We start from the raw sequence: 19670 nt of genomic DNA on the forward strand, positions 1-19670 counted from the left end.
CTAAAACTATTTCGTGAGTTTCAAAACGACCTTTCCAAACGCTATTGAATAAAAACTAGAAATCGTAAAATTCTTTCATTTCAAAACATATTATATTGGAGAAATAAAGATTATTCGCTCGCACACCACAATAGAATTGCATATTAATAAAAACACTTGACGAAAGGCATAATCTCCACTCTTTACAAAATATTGTTGTAGATTCTTTTGAAAATCACAACACTACATTAAAGAAACGATGCTAAAAATCAGAACTGATTTTTATATTATATTATCCTCAAATTAAGCTGTATTCTCGTTTTAGTGATTCAGAAACTTGTTTATAACTTATAATTCACCCTTGACTTTACTTCAAATATTAACAATTGGGAATATAGCTGGGGAGTTTTTTTAAAATCTTCCATAAACTTTTGTTTTTATCTCATCTATTATCTAGATTTACAACTCTCCAACTCTTCAGGAGGTACTTTATCATGACTGAAATTAAAACGACCTTCGACTTCAAAAATTTTTCTCCTGAAGCTCTCGCTGAAAAGTTAAAAAATCAGCATTTTGCAGACTCTATTGATATCATCAATGACCTCGATATCATGGAACGTGTAACCATTCTTAGTCTTCTGCCTCTTGATTATGTTATCGAACTTTTTGATAAACCCGAGCTTGAGCAACCTGCTTCCATCCTAGAACTTCTCCCTATAAATCGTGCTGTTGAAATTCTTGATGGCATGTCTGCCGATGCTGCTGCAGACGTCTTTCAAGAAATGGATAAAGAAACCCGCACACGACTTTATGCCTTGCTTAAACCCTTAACGCGCGCTGAACTTAAGAAACTCACCAGTTATCCTGATCATACAGCAGGGGCACTGATGACAACAGAGTTTATAGCCGTTCCTTCAAACTGGACTATACAAAAAACTTTGGATCACATTCGTGAGGTCGAGCGAACACGTGAAACCGTTTATACCAGCTATGTAATTGACCCTAAAACAGGTATTCTTCTCAAAGCTGTTTCACTGCGTAACCTTATTCTTGCCTCACCTGATGAACAAATTCTTAATGTCCCTACCCATGACTCGCCCATTACAATATCGCCCTTCACAGATCATGAAGATATCGCACGCCTTTTCCAGCGCCATGATCTTCTCTCTGTGCCTGTAGTTGATGAAAGTAACCATGTCATTGGCATTGTAACCGTCGATGACGTGCTTGATACTATGGTTGATGAGATGAATGAAGATGCCTATAAATTTGGGGGTATGGAAGCGCTTAATAAGCCCTATATGCAAATTAAGTTTCCTGAAATGATGAAAAAACGTGGCGGATGGCTCGCTTTACTCTTTGTCGGTGAAATGCTGACAGCAAGTGCTATGCAACATTTCGAAACAGAACTCGAAAAAGCGATTATTCTTACACTGTTCATACCTCTCATTATGAGCTCAGGAGGAAATTCCGGCTCACAGGCTACATCCCTTATTATCCGTGCATTGGCTTTACGTGAACTCACGTTGAAAGACTGGTGGAAAGTGTTCATTCGTGAAATTCCAACAGGACTATCCCTTGGTCTCTTACTCGGAATTATTGGCATTACGCGCATTGCTCTTTGGCAACAATTCGGTATCTACGACTATGGTCAACATTGGATTGCTGTTTCAACAACAGTGGGTACAGCTTTAGTCGGAATTGTTACCTTTGGTTCTCTTTCTGGATCTATGCTGCCTTTTATTCTTAAAGGTTTAAAATTTGATCCAGCAAGTGCTTCTGCGCCTTTTGTGGCAACTTTAGTAGATGTCATGGGCATTATAATCTATTTTTCTGTAGCTTCCATCATTTTGTCAGGAACTCTTCTTTAAACATGTAAAGTAAAAACTCTCTCTTCTGGAAAGACTTTGTCATGTAACCTAAGATCTTTCCAGAAGAGAATAAGCTCCATTAATTTGTTTTCTAGCGCACTGCTCCATAGACAATTGATTATTTTTATTGAATAACAACTCCGAATATCGTAAATTTGCCTCATCATAAAGCTTCTCATATTAAATGAATTAAAGTTATCTTCTTGCCTGTCACAAACGAGATTGGTATATAGCTAAAAACTATTCAAGAAAGAAATTAAATACTTTTTATATCCTCTCTCTCGTATCAAAAACTGTTGCAATATTGACAGCTGAGAAAGAATAATAATGATATGCTTAATAGGCTTTATATTTCTTCACAACGGTGTTGATAGTATACTATTTGCGTATATTATATCATTTATGAGCCCTATCATAGAATAGATGTAGTGTACGTTCAGACATCTCTCTTAAGTACATGAATATGCAACAACAAGTGTATTCTGTTTAAAGTGTTCTGTTTGGCATGAAATGCATATTCCTATTAGAGAATGCGATTAGCAAAAGTGTGAGGCAATGCACTATCCCCATGGTTTAAAGATATTGCTTAGATGCTTTTGAAATCATAAATTTGGCTTAACGGCAAAGATAAGAATTTCTTTTGATGCCTTCATATTCTTTCTAAATAAGACTGTATTCCGGTTTCATAAATAAATAAAACAGATATAACTCTTGACCCAATCTGGCATACAAAAGCTAGAACTTCTTATAAAATGCTTAATCGTCTCAATATTTACCTCAAATACACGGCTGCATTAGATCTGGATTTTGATTGACAAGTTATAGAATAAGAAAAGCTTTATTAGAATAAAAATGTCGTACAGTTGTCAATAAATTGGCTATGGATTGAGAGATATTCCGGATTTTTATCAATCTCTTTGCAAAACAACAATAATACAGCTAGCTTTATACTTACTTATTCTTACAAGCGTTCATATAAATTCCTTACATCATATTGATAAAAATCAAATTGACAGTGATTTTTATGGACAATTCTTAGCTCGAGAATAGAACATCCGTACTATAAAAAACTTTTTACGAAGCTCCAGCAATTGAAGCTTAATAGAGCCTTAAAGACTTGGATGAATAGTTTTACCATAAAAATATTACCTCCATCTTCCAAAATTATAAAAAAACATGTAAAAGGTTTTGTAATAGTCAGGCAAAGAATGTAAAGACTTTGCCTCAAATGAAATTTCATTAAACGAAAAGAAGAAAATTTATGCAATTGCGTAACATTGCCATCATTGCCCACGTTGACCATGGGAAAACAACTCTTGTTGACGGACTACTCAAGCAATCAGGAAACTTCCGTGATAATCAGCGTACAAGTGAACGTATGATGGATTCAAACGATATTGAAAAAGAACGCGGAATTACAATCCTAGCGAAAGTGACATCTGTTGTTTGGAAAGATACTCGAATTAATATTGTTGATACACCAGGGCACGCCGACTTTGGTGGAGAAGTTGAACGCATTCTAAATATGGTTGATGGAGCCATTGTACTTGTTGATGCTGCTGAAGGACCAATGCCACAAACAAAATTTGTCGTTGGCAAAGCATTGAAAGTGGGATTGCGCCCTATTGTTGCTATTAATAAAATTGACCGACCTGATGCACGCGTTGATGAAGTCATTAATGAGGTTTTTGACCTTTTCGCTGCTCTTGATGCAACCGATGAACAGCTTGATTTTCCTATTCTTTATGGATCTGGACGCGATGGATGGATGGCTGAAACCCCCGAGGGACCAAAAGATCAGGGATTAGGTCCTTTATTTGATCTTGTGACGCAGCATGTCCCTTATCCTAGTGTAGCAGAAGGACCGTTTCGCATGATTGGAACTATTCTTGAAGCGGATCCGTTTTTGGGACGAATTATTACAGGGCGGATTCATTCTGGCTCTCTAAAACCCAACCAAAATGTCAAGGTTCTTGGACAAGATGGAAAACTTTTAGAAACTGGGCGTATTTCAAAGATTTTGGCATTTCGTGGCTTAGAACGGCAACCCATTGAAGAAGGAAGCGCTGGTGATATTGTTGCGATTGCAGGTCTACAAAAAGGTACCGTTGCTGATACTTTCTGTGACCCTACTGTTAATGAACCCCTTACTGCCCAACCAATTGATCCTCCTACTGTTACTATGAGTTTTCTCGTCAACGACAGTCCTCTTGCTGGAACTGAAGGCGATAAAGTAACAAGTCGTGTCATTCGTGACCGATTGTTAAAAGAAGCAGAAGGCAATGTCGCTCTTAAAATTGAAGAATCAGCCGATAAAGATTCTTTCTACGTTTCAGGACGAGGAGAATTACAACTTGCAGTTCTCATTGAAAATATGCGCCGTGAAGGATTTGAGCTTAGTGTTTCACGCCCACGTGTTGTTATGCAAAAAGATGAAAATGGAATAACTCTTGAACCAATCGAAGAAGTTGTTATCGATGTTGATGAAGAATATTCCGGTACTGTTGTACAAAAAATGTCTGAACGTAAGGGCGAAATGGTGGAATTACGCCCTTCTGGGGGTAATCGTGTCCGACTTGTTTTTTATGCGCCAACCAGAGGACTCATTGGTTATCAATCTGAACTTTTAACGGACACACGTGGTACAGCAATTATGAATCGCCTTTTCCATGCTTATGAACCTTATAAAGGAGACATTGCTGGTCGCGTTAATGGTGTTATGATTTCAAATGACAATGGTGAATCTGTCGCTTATGCCCTTTTTAATCTTGAAGATCGTGGACCTATGATCATCGATGCGGGTGTGAAAGTCTATCAAGGTATGATTATTGGCATCCACTCACGAGATAATGACCTAGAAGTTAATGTGTTAAAAGGAAAAAAACTCACCAATATGCGCGCTTCCGGAAAAGATGAAGCCGTAAAGCTAACGCCTCCCATTAGAATGACATTAGAACGTGCCTTATCGTGGATACAAGATGATGAACTTGTGGAGGTAACTCCTAAAAATATTCGTCTCCGCAAACTCTATCTTGATCCTAATGAACGTAAACGTTTTGAAAAAACACGTGCATCAAATTTAGGCTAATTTCATAATCTCTTTGGTAAAATATTTAATTGTATTGAGCCTCACTATATCTCAGAAAGGATGTCTCTATGAATATTAAGGAAATACCTGTAGGCAAAAATCCACCAGAAGATATTAACGTTATTGTGGAAGTCTCCCTTGGTGGTCAACCAATAAAATATGAAATGGATAAAAAGTCGGGCGCATTATTTGTTGACCGTTTTCTTCATACATCAATGGTTTATCCTGGAAATTACGGTTTTGTCCCTCATACACTTTCAGATGATGGTGATCCTATTGATGTCATTATCTGTAATACCCGTCCACTTATGCCTGGTTGTGTTATCAATGTTTGCCCCATCGGAGCTCTGATGATGGAAGATGATGGTGGTAAAGATGAAAAAATTATTGCCATTCCCACTCCAAAATTAACAAAACGCTATATTAATATTCATGACTATACAGATCTTCCCGAGATTACACTCAAACAAATTGAACATTTCTTCAAGCATTACAAAGATCTGGAACCTGGAAAATGGGCTAAAATTGAAGGATGGCGTGATAAAAACTTTGCTCATGAATTAATTAAGAAAGCTGTTGAGCGCAATAAAAAAATATAACGATTTTAATAAAATAAAGCCTGTTTTTTTAATAGGCTTTATTATTTATTTTTTCTACGAGATGCAATCTCTAAAGGATTGCCATATCTGCTTTAGCTCTTCTAAATGTGTTGAAAAGTAAAGTTGTTTGTAGCGAGATATTGCACCGTTTTTCAGAGAAATAGAAGAAGATGGTATTTTCCACTGCTTCGCAAGAAATTTAATGAGAGCTTTATTCGCTTTTCCATCTTCAGGAACAGCACGAAGGCGTATAACCAGATATTGTTTTTCACCATCCCTACATTCAACCCCTATTATTTTGTCAACGGATGATTTGGGAATGAGATATACAAACAAAATCAAGTTATTTTTATCAACTTGATAAAACATGTATTCGCCTCAAGTAATATTTCTATAAATACATGTTTGCGTAAACGCGCCACATGAAAGTACGAATAAAATAAATAATAATGAACACTACAATAGGTGAAATATCAATTGTTCCAAAATTTGGTAAAATTTGCCGGACACGGCTTAGAACCGGATTTGTAAGACGATTTAGAAAGCTTCCTATCAAAACAACAAAGCGATTGCGCGAATTTATGATATTAAAGACATAAAGCCAAGAAAAAATGACACTAGCGATTAAAATATCAATATAAATATTAAAAATCAAATCAATCGTCCGAAGCAATGCATAAATCATGCGTCATCCCTTTCAATCGAGGAAACAGAAGAGCGTATAGAAAACCTTCATTAAAGCAGGTTTTTGTATCAAAAAATGGTTTTATACTTCAATACTCTTTTTTCTTGAATAAAAACCAGACATCTAGATTCTTCATCTCTCTATTTAATGACGATGCAGCTAGAAAACAAATATCAAAATTAAAAATAGCATATGAAAATAGAAGAAACAGCAAAAAATCTGAATATCCCTTATAGGATTAATCTTAAATCTCATCGTTTTAATTATTAATATATAGAAAACAAACAAACTAAAAACGGCCTTTTAAAGGCCGCTTTTATTTTATTTTTAAAATTATTTCTGCAAAGCTGTCAAACGGTTAAGAGCACTGCTAAAACCATTGAGCTGAACAAATAAATCATTCAAAGCTGGTTCACCTGCAGCAGCAATTGTCATTGCCAATTTTAACTGTTTTCCAGAACGTAAAGCTGCTACGTGATTTTTGTCAAAAACGACAGGAACCATGCAACCTGCTGGTACACAAGTCCGAATACCAGTTTCGATAACAGCTTTTCCCTCATCAACTTGTAAACGAACAGGCTTAGAAACCAAAATGCCAAAAGGAACTGTTAAATTACCAGATACAACACCCTCAGCATTGAGAATAAGGCTCATAGCCACCACAACACGCCCCTGATCATTCACTTCTTGACGGTGCATAAAACAAATTCTTTTCCCTTCTTGTATACCACAGTTAATAGTCCACAAACCGTAGGTCTCAGTCAAAGAAGAAGCTCCATTTGGCAATGTCGCTGCCGCATCTTTTGATGCAGGAGTTTTTGAATTTGTTGCAAATGCAACAGGTGAAATACTCAAGAGAGTAAAAACTATAAGTAAATTAAATAATTTTTTCATTTTATATTCCTGTTCTTTACATAAAAGAGAAACATGTTTATTATTTATAAATGATATAAAGCGTCTTAATAAAAAAGCTTTCTCATAATCATATAGCTTTTATAATGGTCTAAGGCTACCTCGAAATTCGCTGACAACTTTCATATAGACATGCTTTTTAAAAGAAACAGCGATCAACGGAAGGGTTTCTAGATCAATCCATTTCCATTGATCGAATTCCGCTTTATTGCCATCTGGTGGCGGATTAATCGCAATTTCAGAAAGCTTTCCCGTAAACTGGAAAGCAAACCACTTTTGTATTTGTCCACGATATTTATTGCTTAATGTACACCCAATAAGTTCTTGTGGAAAATCATAGTGGAACCAATTTTGTGCTTCTTTAATCAACTTTACAGATCGAATACCCGTTTCTTCATAAAGTTCACGATATGCTGCATCTAACGGTTCTTCATCTTCATCAATCCCTCCTTGAGGAAGCTGCCAACGATGAGATATCTCGGTCTCTGCATGAATAGGCGTTATTAAACGACGCCCAACCCAAACTTTACCCTCATGATTAAAGACAACAATCCCAACACATTTGCGATATGGAAGAATCTTCAAATTAATACCTGCATCCATTTAATATTCCTCAAAATCGCAAGCTATAGATATCATTCCTCACTTTAACACATCCTTATTGGGATCTGGTGGAAATGCTGCATTTGCCATTTCACCTCGTAACAGCTTATAGGCCTCATTCAATTGAATATCATCTTTAGGGTCTTTCGGAACAAAAGCAGCTGAACCAGATCCTTTATTACTCTCTCGTTTTCCTTTGATATGTCCTTTTAATGCAGACTCACCAACTTTTACATCATAACCCTTATATTTTTCAGGGAGTGGTTGCTCTACAATAATATCAGGCGTGATCCCTGTTCCTTGAATAGAAGTGCCAGATGGCGTGTAATAAAGTGCTGTTGTTAAGCGTAAAGCTCCATTTTCACCCAAAGGAATAATTGTTTGAACAGATCCTTTACCAAAAGACTGCGTCCCTAAAATTGTTGCACGACGATGATCTTGTAATGCACCCGCAACAATTTCAGAAGCACTTGCCGAACCACCATTAATAAGGACAATGAGCGGTTTTCCATTGATAACATCTCCTGGCTTCGCATCAAACCTTATCACATCACTCTTTTTTCGCCCACGAGTCGACACAATTTCACCTTTATTGAGAAAAGCACTCGAAACATTAACAGCTTGATCTAAAAGCCCACCAGGATTAAGCCGCAAATCAAGGACGTAACCTTTTAGCTTATCTTCAGGAATTTTAGATTGGATATCTTTAATTGCCACCAGAAGATTACCCAATGTCTGCTCAGAAAACTGGATAACCCTTAAATATCCAATGTCGCCCTCAACCCGATATTTCACCGCTTTTACCTTGATAATATCACGAACAATCTTCACTTCAAACGGCTTATCAACTCCAGAACGAATAATTGTTAAAGTAATTGGTGTTCCAGGAGCACCTCGCATCTTATTAACAGCTTCATTCAATGTTTGACCATTCGTTTGTACATCATCAATTTTTGAAATAAGGTCTCCTGCTAAAATACCTGCTTTTGAAGCGGGAGTATCATCCATTGGTGAAACAACTTTAATTAAGTTTTTTTCCATAGTGACCTCAATACCAAGACCTCCGAACTCTCCTTTCGTAGAATCCCGCATATCCTTGGCTTCTTCAGCATTCAAATAAGATGAATGAGGGTCCAGTGATGTGAGCATGCCATTGATAGCATTTTCAATAAGCTTTTTATCATCTGGAACTGTAACGTATTGCATACGCACGCGCTCAAAAACATCGCCAAATATAGCTAGTTTTTTATATGCATTATCCTCATTATTCGCAGCAACAGACTGCACCATAATCATTGAACAGGCGCCGAGCAATACCCCAGCGACCAAAAGAATAACTTTACGAATCATTTTGGCTCCTTCTTATTTTTTCAGTCTGCCACCAAGGAGTTGGATTTACAGGTTTTCCCTGCTTTCTAAACTCAATGTAAAGCATTGGAGAAGTTTTTCCTATATCCAATGCAACACTGTTTGAAATAAATTGCATCTCCATTATACCCAGAGGCTCACCAGAAAGGACAAACTGCCCCTGTTTTACATTAATTCTCGACATTCCAGTAAGAATAATATGATAACCATTTCCAACATTAAGAATAATTAACTGTCCGTAAGAACGAAATGGCCCAGCAAAAGCAACAAAAGCATCTACAGGTGATATAACAACAGCTCCTGACTCTGTTTCTATCGTTTCACCAAAGCGCGTAATCTGCGAATTTTTGTTAGAGCGATGTATTCTTTTTCCTGAAACAGGAAAAAGTAAAGAACCTTTTCGGCTTTCAAAATTGGACTGTTCTAACAATTGCAAACTTTTCCGTACCTGTACTGATGCATCAGAGCTAAGTTTTGACTGACGGTCGAGCTCTAAAATCAATTCTTCCAAAGACTGCGCTTTTTTAGCAAGAGCAATATTTTTTTGTTGCTGTTCTGTAAGTTCTTTTTCTGTTTTTTTTTGTAGTTTGTTTTTTTTGTCTAATAAAAGCTCTAGACGTTTTCGCTGCTCTGCTTGATTTTGCAGTTTTGTCTTTAATGCCGTATATTCCGTAGTAATGGAATTACTCAAATTGGTCAACTCCTTGAGTTTCTGTGTTAAATCTCGTGTTTTCTCTTGCATCTGAGGAATAACAGTACCTAATAAAACAGAACTACGTATAGAAGCCAACGCGTCCTCTGGCTGTATCATAAGAGCAGGAGGCGGATTCAATCCCATACGTTCCAAAATTGCAAGAACTTCCGCAAATTCAGTGCGACGATTTTTTAAACTTTGATAGACTTGTACCCGCTCTTCTATCATTTTTTTAAGCTTTTCTTCCCTTTTAGCAATATCATCTGCTACTGTACGTTCTTCTTTAGCCGCCTTTATGAGTGCATCACTCAAAACACGTTGATCTTTTTTTAAATGCTCAACCTGATGCGTAAGAAAAGCAACACGCTCACGCGAAAGTGAAATGTTTTGGCGAATTTCTCCTAATTCTTTATGTGCTTCCGTACTCCTCATTGTATCTTCCGCATGCGATACAGAAAAGCAAAAAAACATACTCAAGAGCAAAATGACAAATATCACACACTCCCCATATAAATATAGCATCTTTCTATGAAGAAGCTTTTTCATTTGCCCAACCATGACACCTCATCGTATACATTAGAGATGCTTTAAATGGTGTCAGCTAAAACAATATTAATAAATATATAAATAAGTGCTAAAAATTGCACAAAAATATTAAAAACGGTGATACGGATGATTATTTTCGATCGTCACAGCGCGGTAAAGTTGTTCTGTAAGAAGAATACGTGCGATTTGATGTGGCCACGTCATCAAACCAAAAGATAAAAGAAAATCAGCATGCTTCCTTATTTGTTCATTATGTCCATCAGGTCCTCCCAAAGCAATGACGACATCTCGAACGCCTTTATCACGATAACACCTCAATTTTTCAGAAAAAGAAATTGAAGAAATCGATTCTCCACGCTCATCTAACACAATTAATCGACATTTTTCAGGTAAAAATTCAATAAGTCTTCTCCCCTCTTCCTCCATACGTTGACACGCTGTTTGAGCACGACTTTCTGGTATCTCTTGTAACTTTTTTAAATGAAAGCCTACAACTCCAGAAATTTTAGAAAAACGATCCAAATAATGCTGAACTAATTTTTGCTCCGCCCCACTTTTCATACGACCAACCGCAAAAATAGAAATTTGCATTTTAATGATCTCCGAAGAGAAGCAAAGCTGTATCGTTTAAATCCGGAGTCATCCATATTTTTTCTAAATTATAAAAAAGACGAATTTCTGGACGAAAAAGATGAATGATAATATCACCTGTATCAATCAATACCCAATCACCTCCAGCAAGCCCTTCTACACGCGCAAGCCCCTGCCCATTATTTTTCCAAGTATGTAATAAATGATCAGCAACAGAAGATACATGACGCTGCGAATTTGCTGAAGCTATGACCATATAATCAGCCAAAGATGACTTCCCCCGAATATCAATAGCAACAATATCTTCTGCTTTTGTATCTTCTAAGCTCTTGAGAATAACTTCAAGACTCTCTCTAACAGAAAAAACTTTTTTTTCTTTTGAAGGCATACTATCGTAAGAGTGTTTATGTGCAATATTTTTCAGATCAATATCCTTTCTTATCATTGTGGAATCTAAAAAGAGATTTCTCTAAAGAGAAGCAGAATCTTATGAAATGTTCAAGAAAAATCATTCTTTTTCAAACGCAGGTTTGTTGAAGATTGAAAAGATAAAGGTCCATGCAAATAAGTCCAAACTGGTGGCTTGATAAAAGGTAATCGCTTACTTTCTCTCTCATCCAAACGAAAACGACGATAAATATGTGCCATAGGAGAAGAAAGTGCCGACCGATTGCCTAAAGGACGATCAATAATCGCAATAGGAAGCATAGAAACGATATCATGCCATCGATACCAATGATGTATCGTCGTAAAACTATCTGCCCCCATAATCCATACAAAATTTACGCCACTGTAATGGGTAAGAATATGAAAAATTGTATCTATTGATACTTTGCTCCCTATAGCCTGTTCAAAACCTGTTAAGCGAATTTTCGGATGGTCAATAAGTTTAAAACTTAATTGCATTCTCTCCTCTAAAGAGAGCAACTGTGTACGATCCTTTAAAGGATTTCCTGGAGTGATCATCCACCATAACTGATCAAGATGCAAACGCCGAATGGCAATTTTTGCAACAAGAAGATGCCCTGCATGCGGTGGATTAAAGGAACCACCAAAAAGACCCACAACATTGGATCTTTCAACATGTGGCATACAATTTTTCCATGGAAAAAATGGTGTTCTCAAGCTCTAACCTGACCATTTCCTTTAACATGATATTGAAATGAAGTTAGCTGTTCAACACCTATCGGGCCACGTGCATGCATTTTTCCTGTTGCAATACCAATTTCCATTCCAAAACCAAATTCACCTCCATCAGCAAATTGTGTGGACGCATTGTGCAGCAAAATAGCTGAATCTAAATGATTAAAAAAATTCTTCACCACTTCCAAATCCTCAGCAATAATCGATTCCGTATGTCCTGATGAATAACGCTTGATATGAGAAATGGCTCCCTCAACACCCTCAACCGTTTTAACAGAAAGAATAGCATCAAGATATTCATGCGACCAATCTTCTTCAGAAGCTAATTTGACATCTGGCATAAGAAAAACAATATCTTCTGTAGCACGAATTTCACACCCCTTCTCCTGTAAAGCAGTTAAAACAGGAAGAAACTTTTTTAATGCCTGACTGTCAATGAGAACAGTCTCAACAGCACCGCATATCCCTGTCCGCCGCAACTTTGCATTTAAAACAATATTGCGTGCCATATCTAAATCTGCCGATTTATCAATATAAATATGACAAAGTCCCTCCAAATGAGCAAAAATTGGAACACGTGCATCAGACTGAACGCAGGCAACAAGGCTCTTTCCACCACGTGGTACGATCACATCAATCGCTCCATCCAATCCTTTGAGCATTTCCCCAACGGCAGCGCGATCTGTCGTTCCAACCATTTGAATAGCATCTTTGGGTAAACCAGAGCGCTCTAAACCTTGTACCAAAGCTACATGAAGAGCATGAGAAGAATGAAAGCTATCCGAACCACCACGCAAAATCGCAGCATTGCCTGCTTTTAAGCACAAAGAACTCGCATCAACTGTAACATTTGGACGACTTTCATAAATAATACCAATCACACCAAGAGGTGTTCGTACACGACTTATATGAAGCCCATTTGGACGTTTCCACGCGCTCATGACCTGTCCAACAGGATCAGATAAACGAGCAACTTGGCGAACACTGTCTATCATTGCACGTAAACGCAAGTCATCTAATTTTAGCCGATCAATCATTGCAGCTTTCAAATTATTCTGAGCAGCATTCTCTAAATCTTGACAATTCGCCCGTAAAATCTCATCTGACTGAGCCTCCAGACTTAAAGCGATCATTTCCAATGCATTGTTCTTTTGCTCAGAAGAAGCAACAGCCAACGCTGCAGCGGCATAGCGCGCTTTTTGTCCCATATCTTTCATTTGTTCTTCTAAAGTCATCGTATCATCCACTCTGCCAAAACAATAAAAACAAAAGTAACTTTTTTAAACAGAATTGGTCAAGCAACGTACAATCATATCATTACGATGCACCATAGCAGAGCGCACCTCATACCCAAGAATAGCTTCAATTTCTTCACTTTTATGTCCTATAATGCGTACAGCCTCATCTTTGTCATAGCTTACAAGTCCACGCGCAATCTCAACTCCATCTGTACCAACAATTGCAACCGTATCCCCACGCTGGAAATTTCCCTCAACGGCAATAACCCCTGCAGCTAATAACGATTTTCCTGTTTCAAGGGCCCTAATGGCTCCTTGATCAATCGTCAAAACACCAGATGGATCTAAATGACCAGAAATCCATGTTTTCCAAGCACTGACAGATTTCTTACTTGCCGCAAAAAAACTCTTGCGTTCACCTTTGTCAATTGCAGCAAGGGGATTCATACGCTTGCCTGAGGTGATAATCATCGCCGTTCCAGCAGCATTAGCGATTTTTCCGGCATCAAGCTTAGTCTTCATTCCTCCCCGTGAAAACTCTGAAGCAGCAACATCTGCCATTTTTTCGATATCATGCGTAATGGATGCAACAAAAGGTATAAATTCAGCCGTAGGATCACTATGGGGAGACTTTGTATAAAGGCCATCAATATCAGATAAAAGTATTAAAAGATCTGCCCTCACCATTGTTGCCACACGTGCAGCTAAACGATCATTATCACCATAACGAATTTCAGTTGTTGCAACAGTATCATTCTCATTAATAACAGGCACAGCTCCCAAATATAAAAGCATCTCAATCGTTGCACGTGCATTGAGATAACGCCTTCGCTCCTCCGTATCAAATAAAGTGAGCAAAATTTGGCCTGTTTTGAGCCCATGTTGAGCAAGCGCATCACCATAGGTTTTTGCTAACTCAATTTGCCCCAAAGCAGCACATGCCTGACTTTCTTCCAATTTCAAAACGCCCTTAGGAAGCTGTAGCAATGTCCTTCCTAAAGCAATAGCGCCTGAAGACACCAACAATATCTCTACGCCTTTTTTGTGCAATTCAACAACATCACTGATCAAGCTTTTAAGCCATTCAACCCGTAAACCTGTCTGAGGATCAACCAAAAGGGCAGATCCAATCTTGACCACAATACGTTTATAGTGTGTAAGTTTTTGCGATCCAACAGCCATCTCAATCAACCTTGCTATCCCCACTGATCTCCTCTTTGCGTGACATTTCAATAATATGTGCACCAGCCCGCAGCACATTTTCTAAACCTTCGCGGCTAACCGCAGAAAACATCATAACAGGTTGACCCGCAGCTCTTTGCAAAGCTTCTTGTTTCGTTTTACGCTCTTCAATTGTCAGAGTATCTATCTGGCTTAAAGCGACAATTTCAGTCTTATCACTTAGATTATTTCCATATGCCTCAAGTTCATGACGCACAATTTGATATGCTTTTGCTACATCTTCTTCTTGAGAAGAAATCAGATGAAGCAGTACGCGACAACGTTCTACATGTCCTAAAAAACGATCTCCAATTCCCACACCTTCATGCGCTCCTTCAATTAATCCTGGAATATCAGCCAAAACAAATTCACGACCATCAATACGTACAACACCAAGATGAGGATGTAGAGTGGTAAAAGGATAATCTGCAACTTTTGGTTTTGCAGCCGTTACAGAAGCTAAAAAAGTTGATTTTCCAGCATTAGGTAAACCAACAAGCCCAGCATCAGCAATTAATTTCAAGCGAAGCCATACTGCGCGCTCTTCTCCAGCCAAACCTGGATTTGCACGACGCGGTGCCCGATTTGTCGATGTTGTAAAATGAAGATTACCAAAACCGCCATTCCCTCCTTTTGCAAGACGATAGCGCTGTCCCACTTCCGTTAAATCACAGATTAACGTTGTATTATCTTCTTCAAAAATTTGCGTCCCAACCGGAACTTTAAGGATGACATCGTCACCCTTTTCACCCGTCATATTACGACCCTTGCCATGCCCCCCTGTTTTTGCTTTAAAATGCTGTTGGTAGCGATAATCAATCAGCGTGTTAAGCCCATCAACAACAAGAGCCCAAACATCACCACCCCGTCCTCCATTCCCCCCATCAGGTCCCCCAAATTCTATGAATTTTTCACGACGAAATGATACTGCTCCAGAACCTCCATTACCAGAACGAATATAAACCTTAGCTTGATCAAGAAATTTCATTGGAAGCACTCTCTGAGGAATCAATCTCTCTACCTCTATAGGCAATACATTAGTTTTACCAGTTTTTCATCATTGATAACAGAAAAACTGTCAATATCGCCGATAACTCTTTGAGAAAAAATCATCACATCTAAATAGGTTAAGTAAAGTTAAATCTTCTTAAAAGAAGGCGCTATTCTTGTATTTTTGTTTTTCCCTTAAATTCAAGTGCTAGAAGATAAAGCTCTACTGATTCTGATCGGCTTGCAGGCGGTTTAACATGATAGACTTTTTTAAAATGCTGTTTTAGTATCGTGAGAAGAGTGTTTTCTGCTCCTCCTTGAAAAGCCTTTGCTAAAAAATGTCCCCCAGGCTTAAGAACCGAAAGAGCAAAATCAGCCGCAACTTCACATAAATAAATCGTTCTTAAATGATCCGTCTGACGATGACCTGTTGTTGGCGCTGCCATATCAGAAAGAACCACATCCGGTTTTGTCCCTAAAGTTTCAATTAATTTCTGCGGTGCATCTGTATGCAAAAAATCCATTTCCAACATGGCAACTCTAGGCAATGGATCAACATGTAAATAATCAATACCAACAACGCTAGGATCTTCATCACTTGACCCTACTATACGCTCAGCCACCTGACACCATCCCCCAGGTGCTGCTCCTAGATCAATAACCTTTTGACCTTTTTTCAAAAACCTATAACGCTCATTAATTTCAATGAGTTTATAAGCCGCACGCGAACGATAACCATCTACTTTTGATTGATGGACATAAGGATCATTCAGATGCCTCTCTAACCATCGTCGTGATGAAGCTTTAATGGTTCCTGCTTTCTTTTTTACGCGCTGATATAATTCATGTGACCCTGAACCTCCGTAGCCACCCCTCGGTGTTTTTGTTGTTTTTTTCATCGTTATTCATTGTCTCCATATTTAATTCTCTAACGCTTTAAATCTCCGCTCTTTCTATGACGACACCATACCCCATCGCGTAACATCAGCTCTATCAAAATTCCTTCCCTTAATCCACGATCAGCAACTCTTAAACGCTGACTTGGCCAAACTTCCCGAATAACATCTAAAATTGCACAACCAGCTAAAACTAAATCTGCTCTCTCGCGCCCAATAAAAGGACTTACGACACGTTTTTCTATATCCCATGATAATAGGCGTTGTGTCATAAGAGTAATGTCTGCATCATTCATCCAAATGCCATCCACTTTTTTCCTATCATAACGCTCTAAATTAAGATACATTCCTGCTAAAGTCGTAACCGTACCGGAGGTTCCCAAAAGATGAAACTTCGAACCTTGCGCTAACTCTCCTAATTTATGACGATCTGAAAAATTATTTAATAACCCTCGCACATAGCTTTTCATTTTTTCAAAATCGTCTAAGCTAATATCATTCCCTCCAAAACGTTCAGCAAGCGTAACAACACCAACAGGAAGAGAAGTCCAAGCAATAATTTGCCTAGCTAAACGAAAAGAACGCTTTTGAGAAACATCAAGTAGCACAATTTCTGATGATCCCCCTCCAATATCAAAAAGCACAATTGCGTCAGTATTTGGTTCAACAAGTGTACTACACCCTGTAACAGCAAAACGCGCTTCTGTTTGCCGATCAACAATTTCCAATTCAAGACCTGTCTCCTCCAAAACACGCTGAATAAAATGTCTACCATTTTCTGCAGAACGACAAGCTTCTGTTGCAATCAAGCGATAACGCTTAATATGCCTTTGTTTTAGCTTTAAATGACAAATCTTTAATGCTTCAATCGCACGATCCATAGCTCGTGTATTAAGAAAACCGTTATTTATTAAACCTTCTCCCAATCTTACAATACGAGAAAAAGCATCAACAACATGAAAATATCCAGGTTTACTGGGAGATGCGATAAGAAGACGACAATTATTCGTTCCGAGATCAAGTGCTGCATAAAGAGGTGGAGATTTTACTGGAGGGAACCGTCGAAGAAAAGGCGCTTTGAGTTTTTTTGTTTTTTGAGCACCTATCATTATCTGACTATGAAACTCAAAAGCTGTCTCAGATTGAATAAAAGCCTGTTTCTGTTCATAATGTTTTTTTCTCTGTTGTCTCTTTATATCAACAAAGACAGAGTATGCCTCTGTTCGTGACAATGCAGAACGATTATTTGTATTACTACCGCACTGATCATACAACTGATCTGCTTTGGTATCGTATATTTCTCCTCGCTTTAACTCTTTTGAACCATAGTTTAACGGGGTCATTTCTCTTATCCCTTGAGCGTTCCCCCAATAAATAAACGCGAAAACTCTTCTTCTCATTCCTAAATAAAGCAATAATGCAGCATCAAATGATAAATACAAGAAATCATTCTTTCTTTGCCTATCATTAAAATTTTCTACACTAGCATCATTCAGATTTTTGTATAATCTTTTGGTTGTTTCCGTGAAATCATGCTTCTCTTTATGAACTTAAAACTATAAATTAATCGTTTACGTTCGCATCAATTTTATAATTTTTTTTCTTTTCTTTATACCATTTACACGGAGCACACCTCTATTGTAACAAACCTACATTATCATACTATTTGCTGACTCTTAAGGTCACAACAACCTATACAATTAGTACGGTCTATAAAAAAAAATTCAATCTCGTTATCCACACACGAGCCTCGTTGTTGTATGCAATAAAATGGCTTTGATTATGCTGGAATAAAAGTTCCGTAGTACTACAAAATGCAATTACAATAGCTATTATTTTGTGAATACCAATTAAAACTATCGTTCAAAAAATTCTCTAGGATTATAAATTTATCTGAAAAATATTAATGCTTAATCAGACCGCTCTAAAAATCCATTTAAAGCTTTAAAAAAGAATTTAGCCTACTTATTATTATAAGGAAGCTATCTTTTTAGTTATTTTAAATCGAGTATTTCTAATCTTTTTTACTTCTAATAACTCACGAAATCACTCTTTAAGCTTTATGGAAAATGCTAACTTTATTTTCTATTACATATAAAGAACTTATTGTGACTTTATATTCATAAAACTCTCACTCTTTCCAATAAATCAGCTCGATGTCATATTATATAAAAATTCTTACTTATTTGACCTTATAATTTACACTCAAAAATATAATACAACGATTTATGAAAAAATGACTCTTTTTAAAAATACTCGATGGATTCTAAGGACGTAAAGAATTAAGTGCCGCATTTAACCCTTTAAATGGTACAGTAAAAGAAAATACCTTTCCTTCTTTAAGTTTATAGGAAATACGTACTTTATTGTCCTGCTCTATTTGTTTAGTCAAAACCGGACCTACAGGCGATTGTGCCAAACAAACGGTTTCATTGCATTGCGTATAATGAATAAGAACAGGTTTTTTAACACCTTTTACAAACATTTGAATCGGAACATTTATATCAGAATTTGGTAATGTTCGAAAAAGCATCACTGCTTGACCACTTGTCGTAGACACAAGAGACCAACTAAAAATGGTATTTCCTTCTTGATCATGAACAGTCTGTGTTACATTACATATACCTTGCTTATGTTTAAGCTTTTGTTTTTCGTCACAAATCAAAGTCCAGTCATAAAACTGCATAATAATTCGACGTGTTTCACCAGGTTCTCCCTTAGGTATCGATAAGTGCGGTGGATGCACTGTATAAATATTATTGTTCTCGTTAGCAAAGCTTTCGCTCTTGCCTATTAAGGCAAGAGCAAACAGAACCTTTACTAACATACTTCTCTTTTTTACAATAACAGCCATTTTTTCTATTATCATCTCAACCTCAGAGTAATTCCTGCACCTATCCCCCAGTGACCTCCAGCACTCGTAATAGATACATTCGAGCGAATATTTCCATCTTCAGATGTATAACCAGCCCCAATAGCAAATGCGGATTGACTGCGCCACAAACCACTACCAAATGAAACACTTAAAGATCCTGGTATATCATAGTAACGTAAGTTGGACACCGCTAAACCAATCGCTGCTGCTTGTCTTGCTTCTTTTCGGACATCCTCAACAGCATAATTTAACGTCTCAAACTTCATATCCGTATAGGATTTTGCCTCGTTAACGCCATTATTGACAAGACTATTGACTTGATCATCCGTATATTTCTTCGCATCTTCAAGAACCGTCTTCATCTGCTGTTC

At 37.5% G+C, this 19670-nt stretch carries 19 protein-coding genes; 3 read left to right on the top strand and 16 right to left on the bottom strand.

Going from position 1 to position 19670, the window contains the following annotated elements; all coding sequences use genetic code 11:
- Positions 1-473 precede the first annotated feature (473 nt).
- From mgtE to ppa, 3 genes are all read left to right on the top strand, one after another.
- A complete protein-coding gene (gene mgtE, locus ACFIKR_RS04165; protein WP_375658949.1) occupies positions 474-1850 on the top strand; it encodes a magnesium transporter in 1377 nt (458 codons plus the stop codon).
- Between the two features lie 1261 nt (positions 1851-3111).
- A complete protein-coding gene (gene typA, locus ACFIKR_RS04170; protein ID WP_375658950.1) occupies positions 3112-4938 on the top strand; it encodes a translational GTPase TypA in 1827 nt (608 codons plus the stop codon).
- 68 nt (positions 4939-5006) lie between these two features.
- Positions 5007-5537: an inorganic diphosphatase gene (ppa, locus tag ACFIKR_RS04175; RefSeq protein ID WP_375658951.1), complete on the top strand. Its 531-nt coding sequence runs from the start codon at positions 5007-5009 to the stop codon at positions 5535-5537.
- 54 nt (positions 5538-5591) lie between these two features.
- Here ppa and ACFIKR_RS04180 read toward each other — a convergent pair whose 3' ends face one another.
- The 16 genes from ACFIKR_RS04180 to ACFIKR_RS04255 all read right to left on the bottom strand — a co-directional run.
- Entirely contained in the window at positions 5592-5906 is a 315-nt protein-coding gene (locus tag ACFIKR_RS04180) for a DUF167 domain-containing protein (RefSeq protein WP_012754584.1), read from the bottom strand.
- 22 nt (positions 5907-5928) lie between these two features.
- A complete protein-coding gene (locus ACFIKR_RS04185; protein WP_375647153.1) occupies positions 5929-6222 on the bottom strand; it encodes a YggT family protein in 294 nt (97 codons plus the stop codon).
- Between the two features lie 333 nt (positions 6223-6555).
- Positions 6556-7116 carry an invasion associated locus B family protein gene (locus tag ACFIKR_RS04190; RefSeq protein ID WP_375658952.1) on the bottom strand — a complete coding sequence of 187 codons (561 nt, stop codon included), beginning with the start codon at positions 7114-7116 and terminating at the stop codon, positions 6556-6558.
- A 99-nt stretch (positions 7117-7215) separates the two neighbouring features.
- Positions 7216-7737 carry an RNA pyrophosphohydrolase gene (locus tag ACFIKR_RS04195; RefSeq protein WP_375658953.1) on the bottom strand — a complete coding sequence of 174 codons (522 nt, stop codon included), beginning with the start codon at positions 7735-7737 and terminating at the stop codon, positions 7216-7218.
- A gap of 39 nt (positions 7738-7776) precedes the next feature.
- On the bottom strand, positions 7777-9087 hold the full coding sequence (locus ACFIKR_RS04200) for a S41 family peptidase (protein ID WP_375658954.1): 1311 nt from the start codon (positions 9085-9087) through the stop codon (positions 7777-7779).
- Positions 9077-10357, bottom strand: a complete 1281-nt coding sequence (locus ACFIKR_RS04205; protein ID WP_375658955.1) for a murein hydrolase activator EnvC family protein — start codon at positions 10355-10357, stop codon at positions 9077-9079. The genes ACFIKR_RS04200 and ACFIKR_RS04205 overlap by 11 nt, the downstream gene beginning before the upstream one ends.
- A 96-nt stretch (positions 10358-10453) precedes the next feature.
- Positions 10454-10936 carry a 23S rRNA (pseudouridine(1915)-N(3))-methyltransferase RlmH gene (gene rlmH, locus ACFIKR_RS04210; protein ID WP_375658956.1) on the bottom strand — a complete coding sequence of 161 codons (483 nt, stop codon included), beginning with the start codon at positions 10934-10936 and terminating at the stop codon, positions 10454-10456.
- Position 10937: 1 nt separating this feature from the next.
- Complete coding sequence (rsfS, locus tag ACFIKR_RS04215; protein WP_375644657.1) at positions 10938-11381, bottom strand: ribosome silencing factor; 444 nt, start codon at positions 11379-11381, stop codon at positions 10938-10940.
- A gap of 53 nt (positions 11382-11434) precedes the next feature.
- Complete coding sequence (locus tag ACFIKR_RS04220; RefSeq protein ID WP_012754576.1) at positions 11435-12028, bottom strand: nicotinate-nucleotide adenylyltransferase; 594 nt, start codon at positions 12026-12028, stop codon at positions 11435-11437.
- A 29-nt stretch (positions 12029-12057) separates the two neighbouring features.
- Positions 12058-13314, bottom strand: a complete 1257-nt coding sequence (locus ACFIKR_RS04225) for a glutamate-5-semialdehyde dehydrogenase (RefSeq protein WP_375658957.1) — start codon at positions 13312-13314, stop codon at positions 12058-12060.
- 45 nt (positions 13315-13359) lie between these two features.
- Positions 13360-14499 (bottom strand): glutamate 5-kinase, encoded by a 1140-nt coding sequence (gene proB, locus ACFIKR_RS04230; RefSeq protein WP_375658958.1) that lies wholly within the window; start codon positions 14497-14499, stop codon positions 13360-13362.
- A gap of 1 nt (position 14500) precedes the next feature.
- Positions 14501-15526 carry a GTPase ObgE gene (gene obgE, locus ACFIKR_RS04235; RefSeq protein ID WP_012754573.1) on the bottom strand — a complete coding sequence of 342 codons (1026 nt, stop codon included), beginning with the start codon at positions 15524-15526 and terminating at the stop codon, positions 14501-14503.
- A 172-nt stretch (positions 15527-15698) separates the two neighbouring features.
- Positions 15699-16427 carry an RlmE family RNA methyltransferase gene (locus ACFIKR_RS04240; RefSeq protein WP_273790641.1) on the bottom strand — a complete coding sequence of 243 codons (729 nt, stop codon included), beginning with the start codon at positions 16425-16427 and terminating at the stop codon, positions 15699-15701.
- Between the two features lie 29 nt (positions 16428-16456).
- Positions 16457-17767, bottom strand: a complete 1311-nt coding sequence (locus tag ACFIKR_RS04245) for a Ppx/GppA phosphatase family protein (protein ID WP_375658959.1) — start codon at positions 17765-17767, stop codon at positions 16457-16459.
- A 923-nt stretch (positions 17768-18690) separates the two neighbouring features.
- Positions 18691-19293 (bottom strand): invasion associated locus B family protein, encoded by a 603-nt coding sequence (locus tag ACFIKR_RS04250; RefSeq protein ID WP_273787751.1) that lies wholly within the window; start codon positions 19291-19293, stop codon positions 18691-18693.
- The coding region (locus tag ACFIKR_RS04255; protein WP_375658960.1) for a YadA-like family protein at positions 19290-19670 on the bottom strand (381 nt) is incomplete at its 5' end. The genes ACFIKR_RS04250 and ACFIKR_RS04255, both read right to left, overlap by 4 nt.

Origin of the sequence: Bartonella sp. MR30HLJHH (assembly GCF_042194195.1) — a bacterium.
GTDB classification, from domain to species: Bacteria; Pseudomonadota; Alphaproteobacteria; order Rhizobiales; family Rhizobiaceae; genus Bartonella; species Bartonella grahamii.

What these genes read in the sequence shown, in the direction of transcription:
- mgtE (WP_375658949.1), top strand. Translation starts at nt 474, where the DNA reads ATGACTGAAATTAAAACGACCTTCGACTTCAAAAATTTTTCTCCTGAA.
- typA (WP_375658950.1), top strand. Translation starts at nt 3,112, where the DNA reads ATGCAATTGCGTAACATTGCCATCATTGCCCACGTTGACCATGGGAAA.
- ppa (WP_375658951.1), top strand. Translation starts at nt 5,007, where the DNA reads ATGAATATTAAGGAAATACCTGTAGGCAAAAATCCACCAGAAGATATT.
- ACFIKR_RS04180 (WP_012754584.1), bottom strand. Translation starts at nt 5,906, where the DNA reads ATGTTTTATCAAGTTGATAAAAATAACTTGATTTTGTTTGTATATCTC.
- ACFIKR_RS04185 (WP_375647153.1), bottom strand. Translation starts at nt 6,222, where the DNA reads ATGATTTATGCATTGCTTCGGACGATTGATTTGATTTTTAATATTTAT.
- ACFIKR_RS04190 (WP_375658952.1), bottom strand. Translation starts at nt 7,116, where the DNA reads ATGAAAAAATTATTTAATTTACTTATAGTTTTTACTCTCTTGAGTATT.
- ACFIKR_RS04195 (WP_375658953.1), bottom strand. Translation starts at nt 7,737, where the DNA reads ATGGATGCAGGTATTAATTTGAAGATTCTTCCATATCGCAAATGTGTT.
- ACFIKR_RS04200 (WP_375658954.1), bottom strand. Translation starts at nt 9,087, where the DNA reads ATGATTCGTAAAGTTATTCTTTTGGTCGCTGGGGTATTGCTCGGCGCC.
- ACFIKR_RS04205 (WP_375658955.1), bottom strand. Translation starts at nt 10,357, where the DNA reads ATGGTTGGGCAAATGAAAAAGCTTCTTCATAGAAAGATGCTATATTTA.
- rlmH (WP_375658956.1), bottom strand. Translation starts at nt 10,936, where the DNA reads ATGCAAATTTCTATTTTTGCGGTTGGTCGTATGAAAAGTGGGGCGGAG.
- rsfS (WP_375644657.1), bottom strand. Translation starts at nt 11,381, where the DNA reads ATGATAAGAAAGGATATTGATCTGAAAAATATTGCACATAAACACTCT.
- ACFIKR_RS04220 (WP_012754576.1), bottom strand. Translation starts at nt 12,028, where the DNA reads ATGCCACATGTTGAAAGATCCAATGTTGTGGGTCTTTTTGGTGGTTCC.
- ACFIKR_RS04225 (WP_375658957.1), bottom strand. Translation starts at nt 13,314, where the DNA reads ATGACTTTAGAAGAACAAATGAAAGATATGGGACAAAAAGCGCGCTAT.
- proB (WP_375658958.1), bottom strand. Translation starts at nt 14,499, where the DNA reads ATGGCTGTTGGATCGCAAAAACTTACACACTATAAACGTATTGTGGTC.
- obgE (WP_012754573.1), bottom strand. Translation starts at nt 15,526, where the DNA reads ATGAAATTTCTTGATCAAGCTAAGGTTTATATTCGTTCTGGTAATGGA.
- ACFIKR_RS04240 (WP_273790641.1), bottom strand. Translation starts at nt 16,427, where the DNA reads ATGAAAAAAACAACAAAAACACCGAGGGGTGGCTACGGAGGTTCAGGG.
- ACFIKR_RS04245 (WP_375658959.1), bottom strand. Translation starts at nt 17,767, where the DNA reads ATGACCCCGTTAAACTATGGTTCAAAAGAGTTAAAGCGAGGAGAAATA.
- ACFIKR_RS04250 (WP_273787751.1), bottom strand. Translation starts at nt 19,293, where the DNA reads ATGATAATAGAAAAAATGGCTGTTATTGTAAAAAAGAGAAGTATGTTA.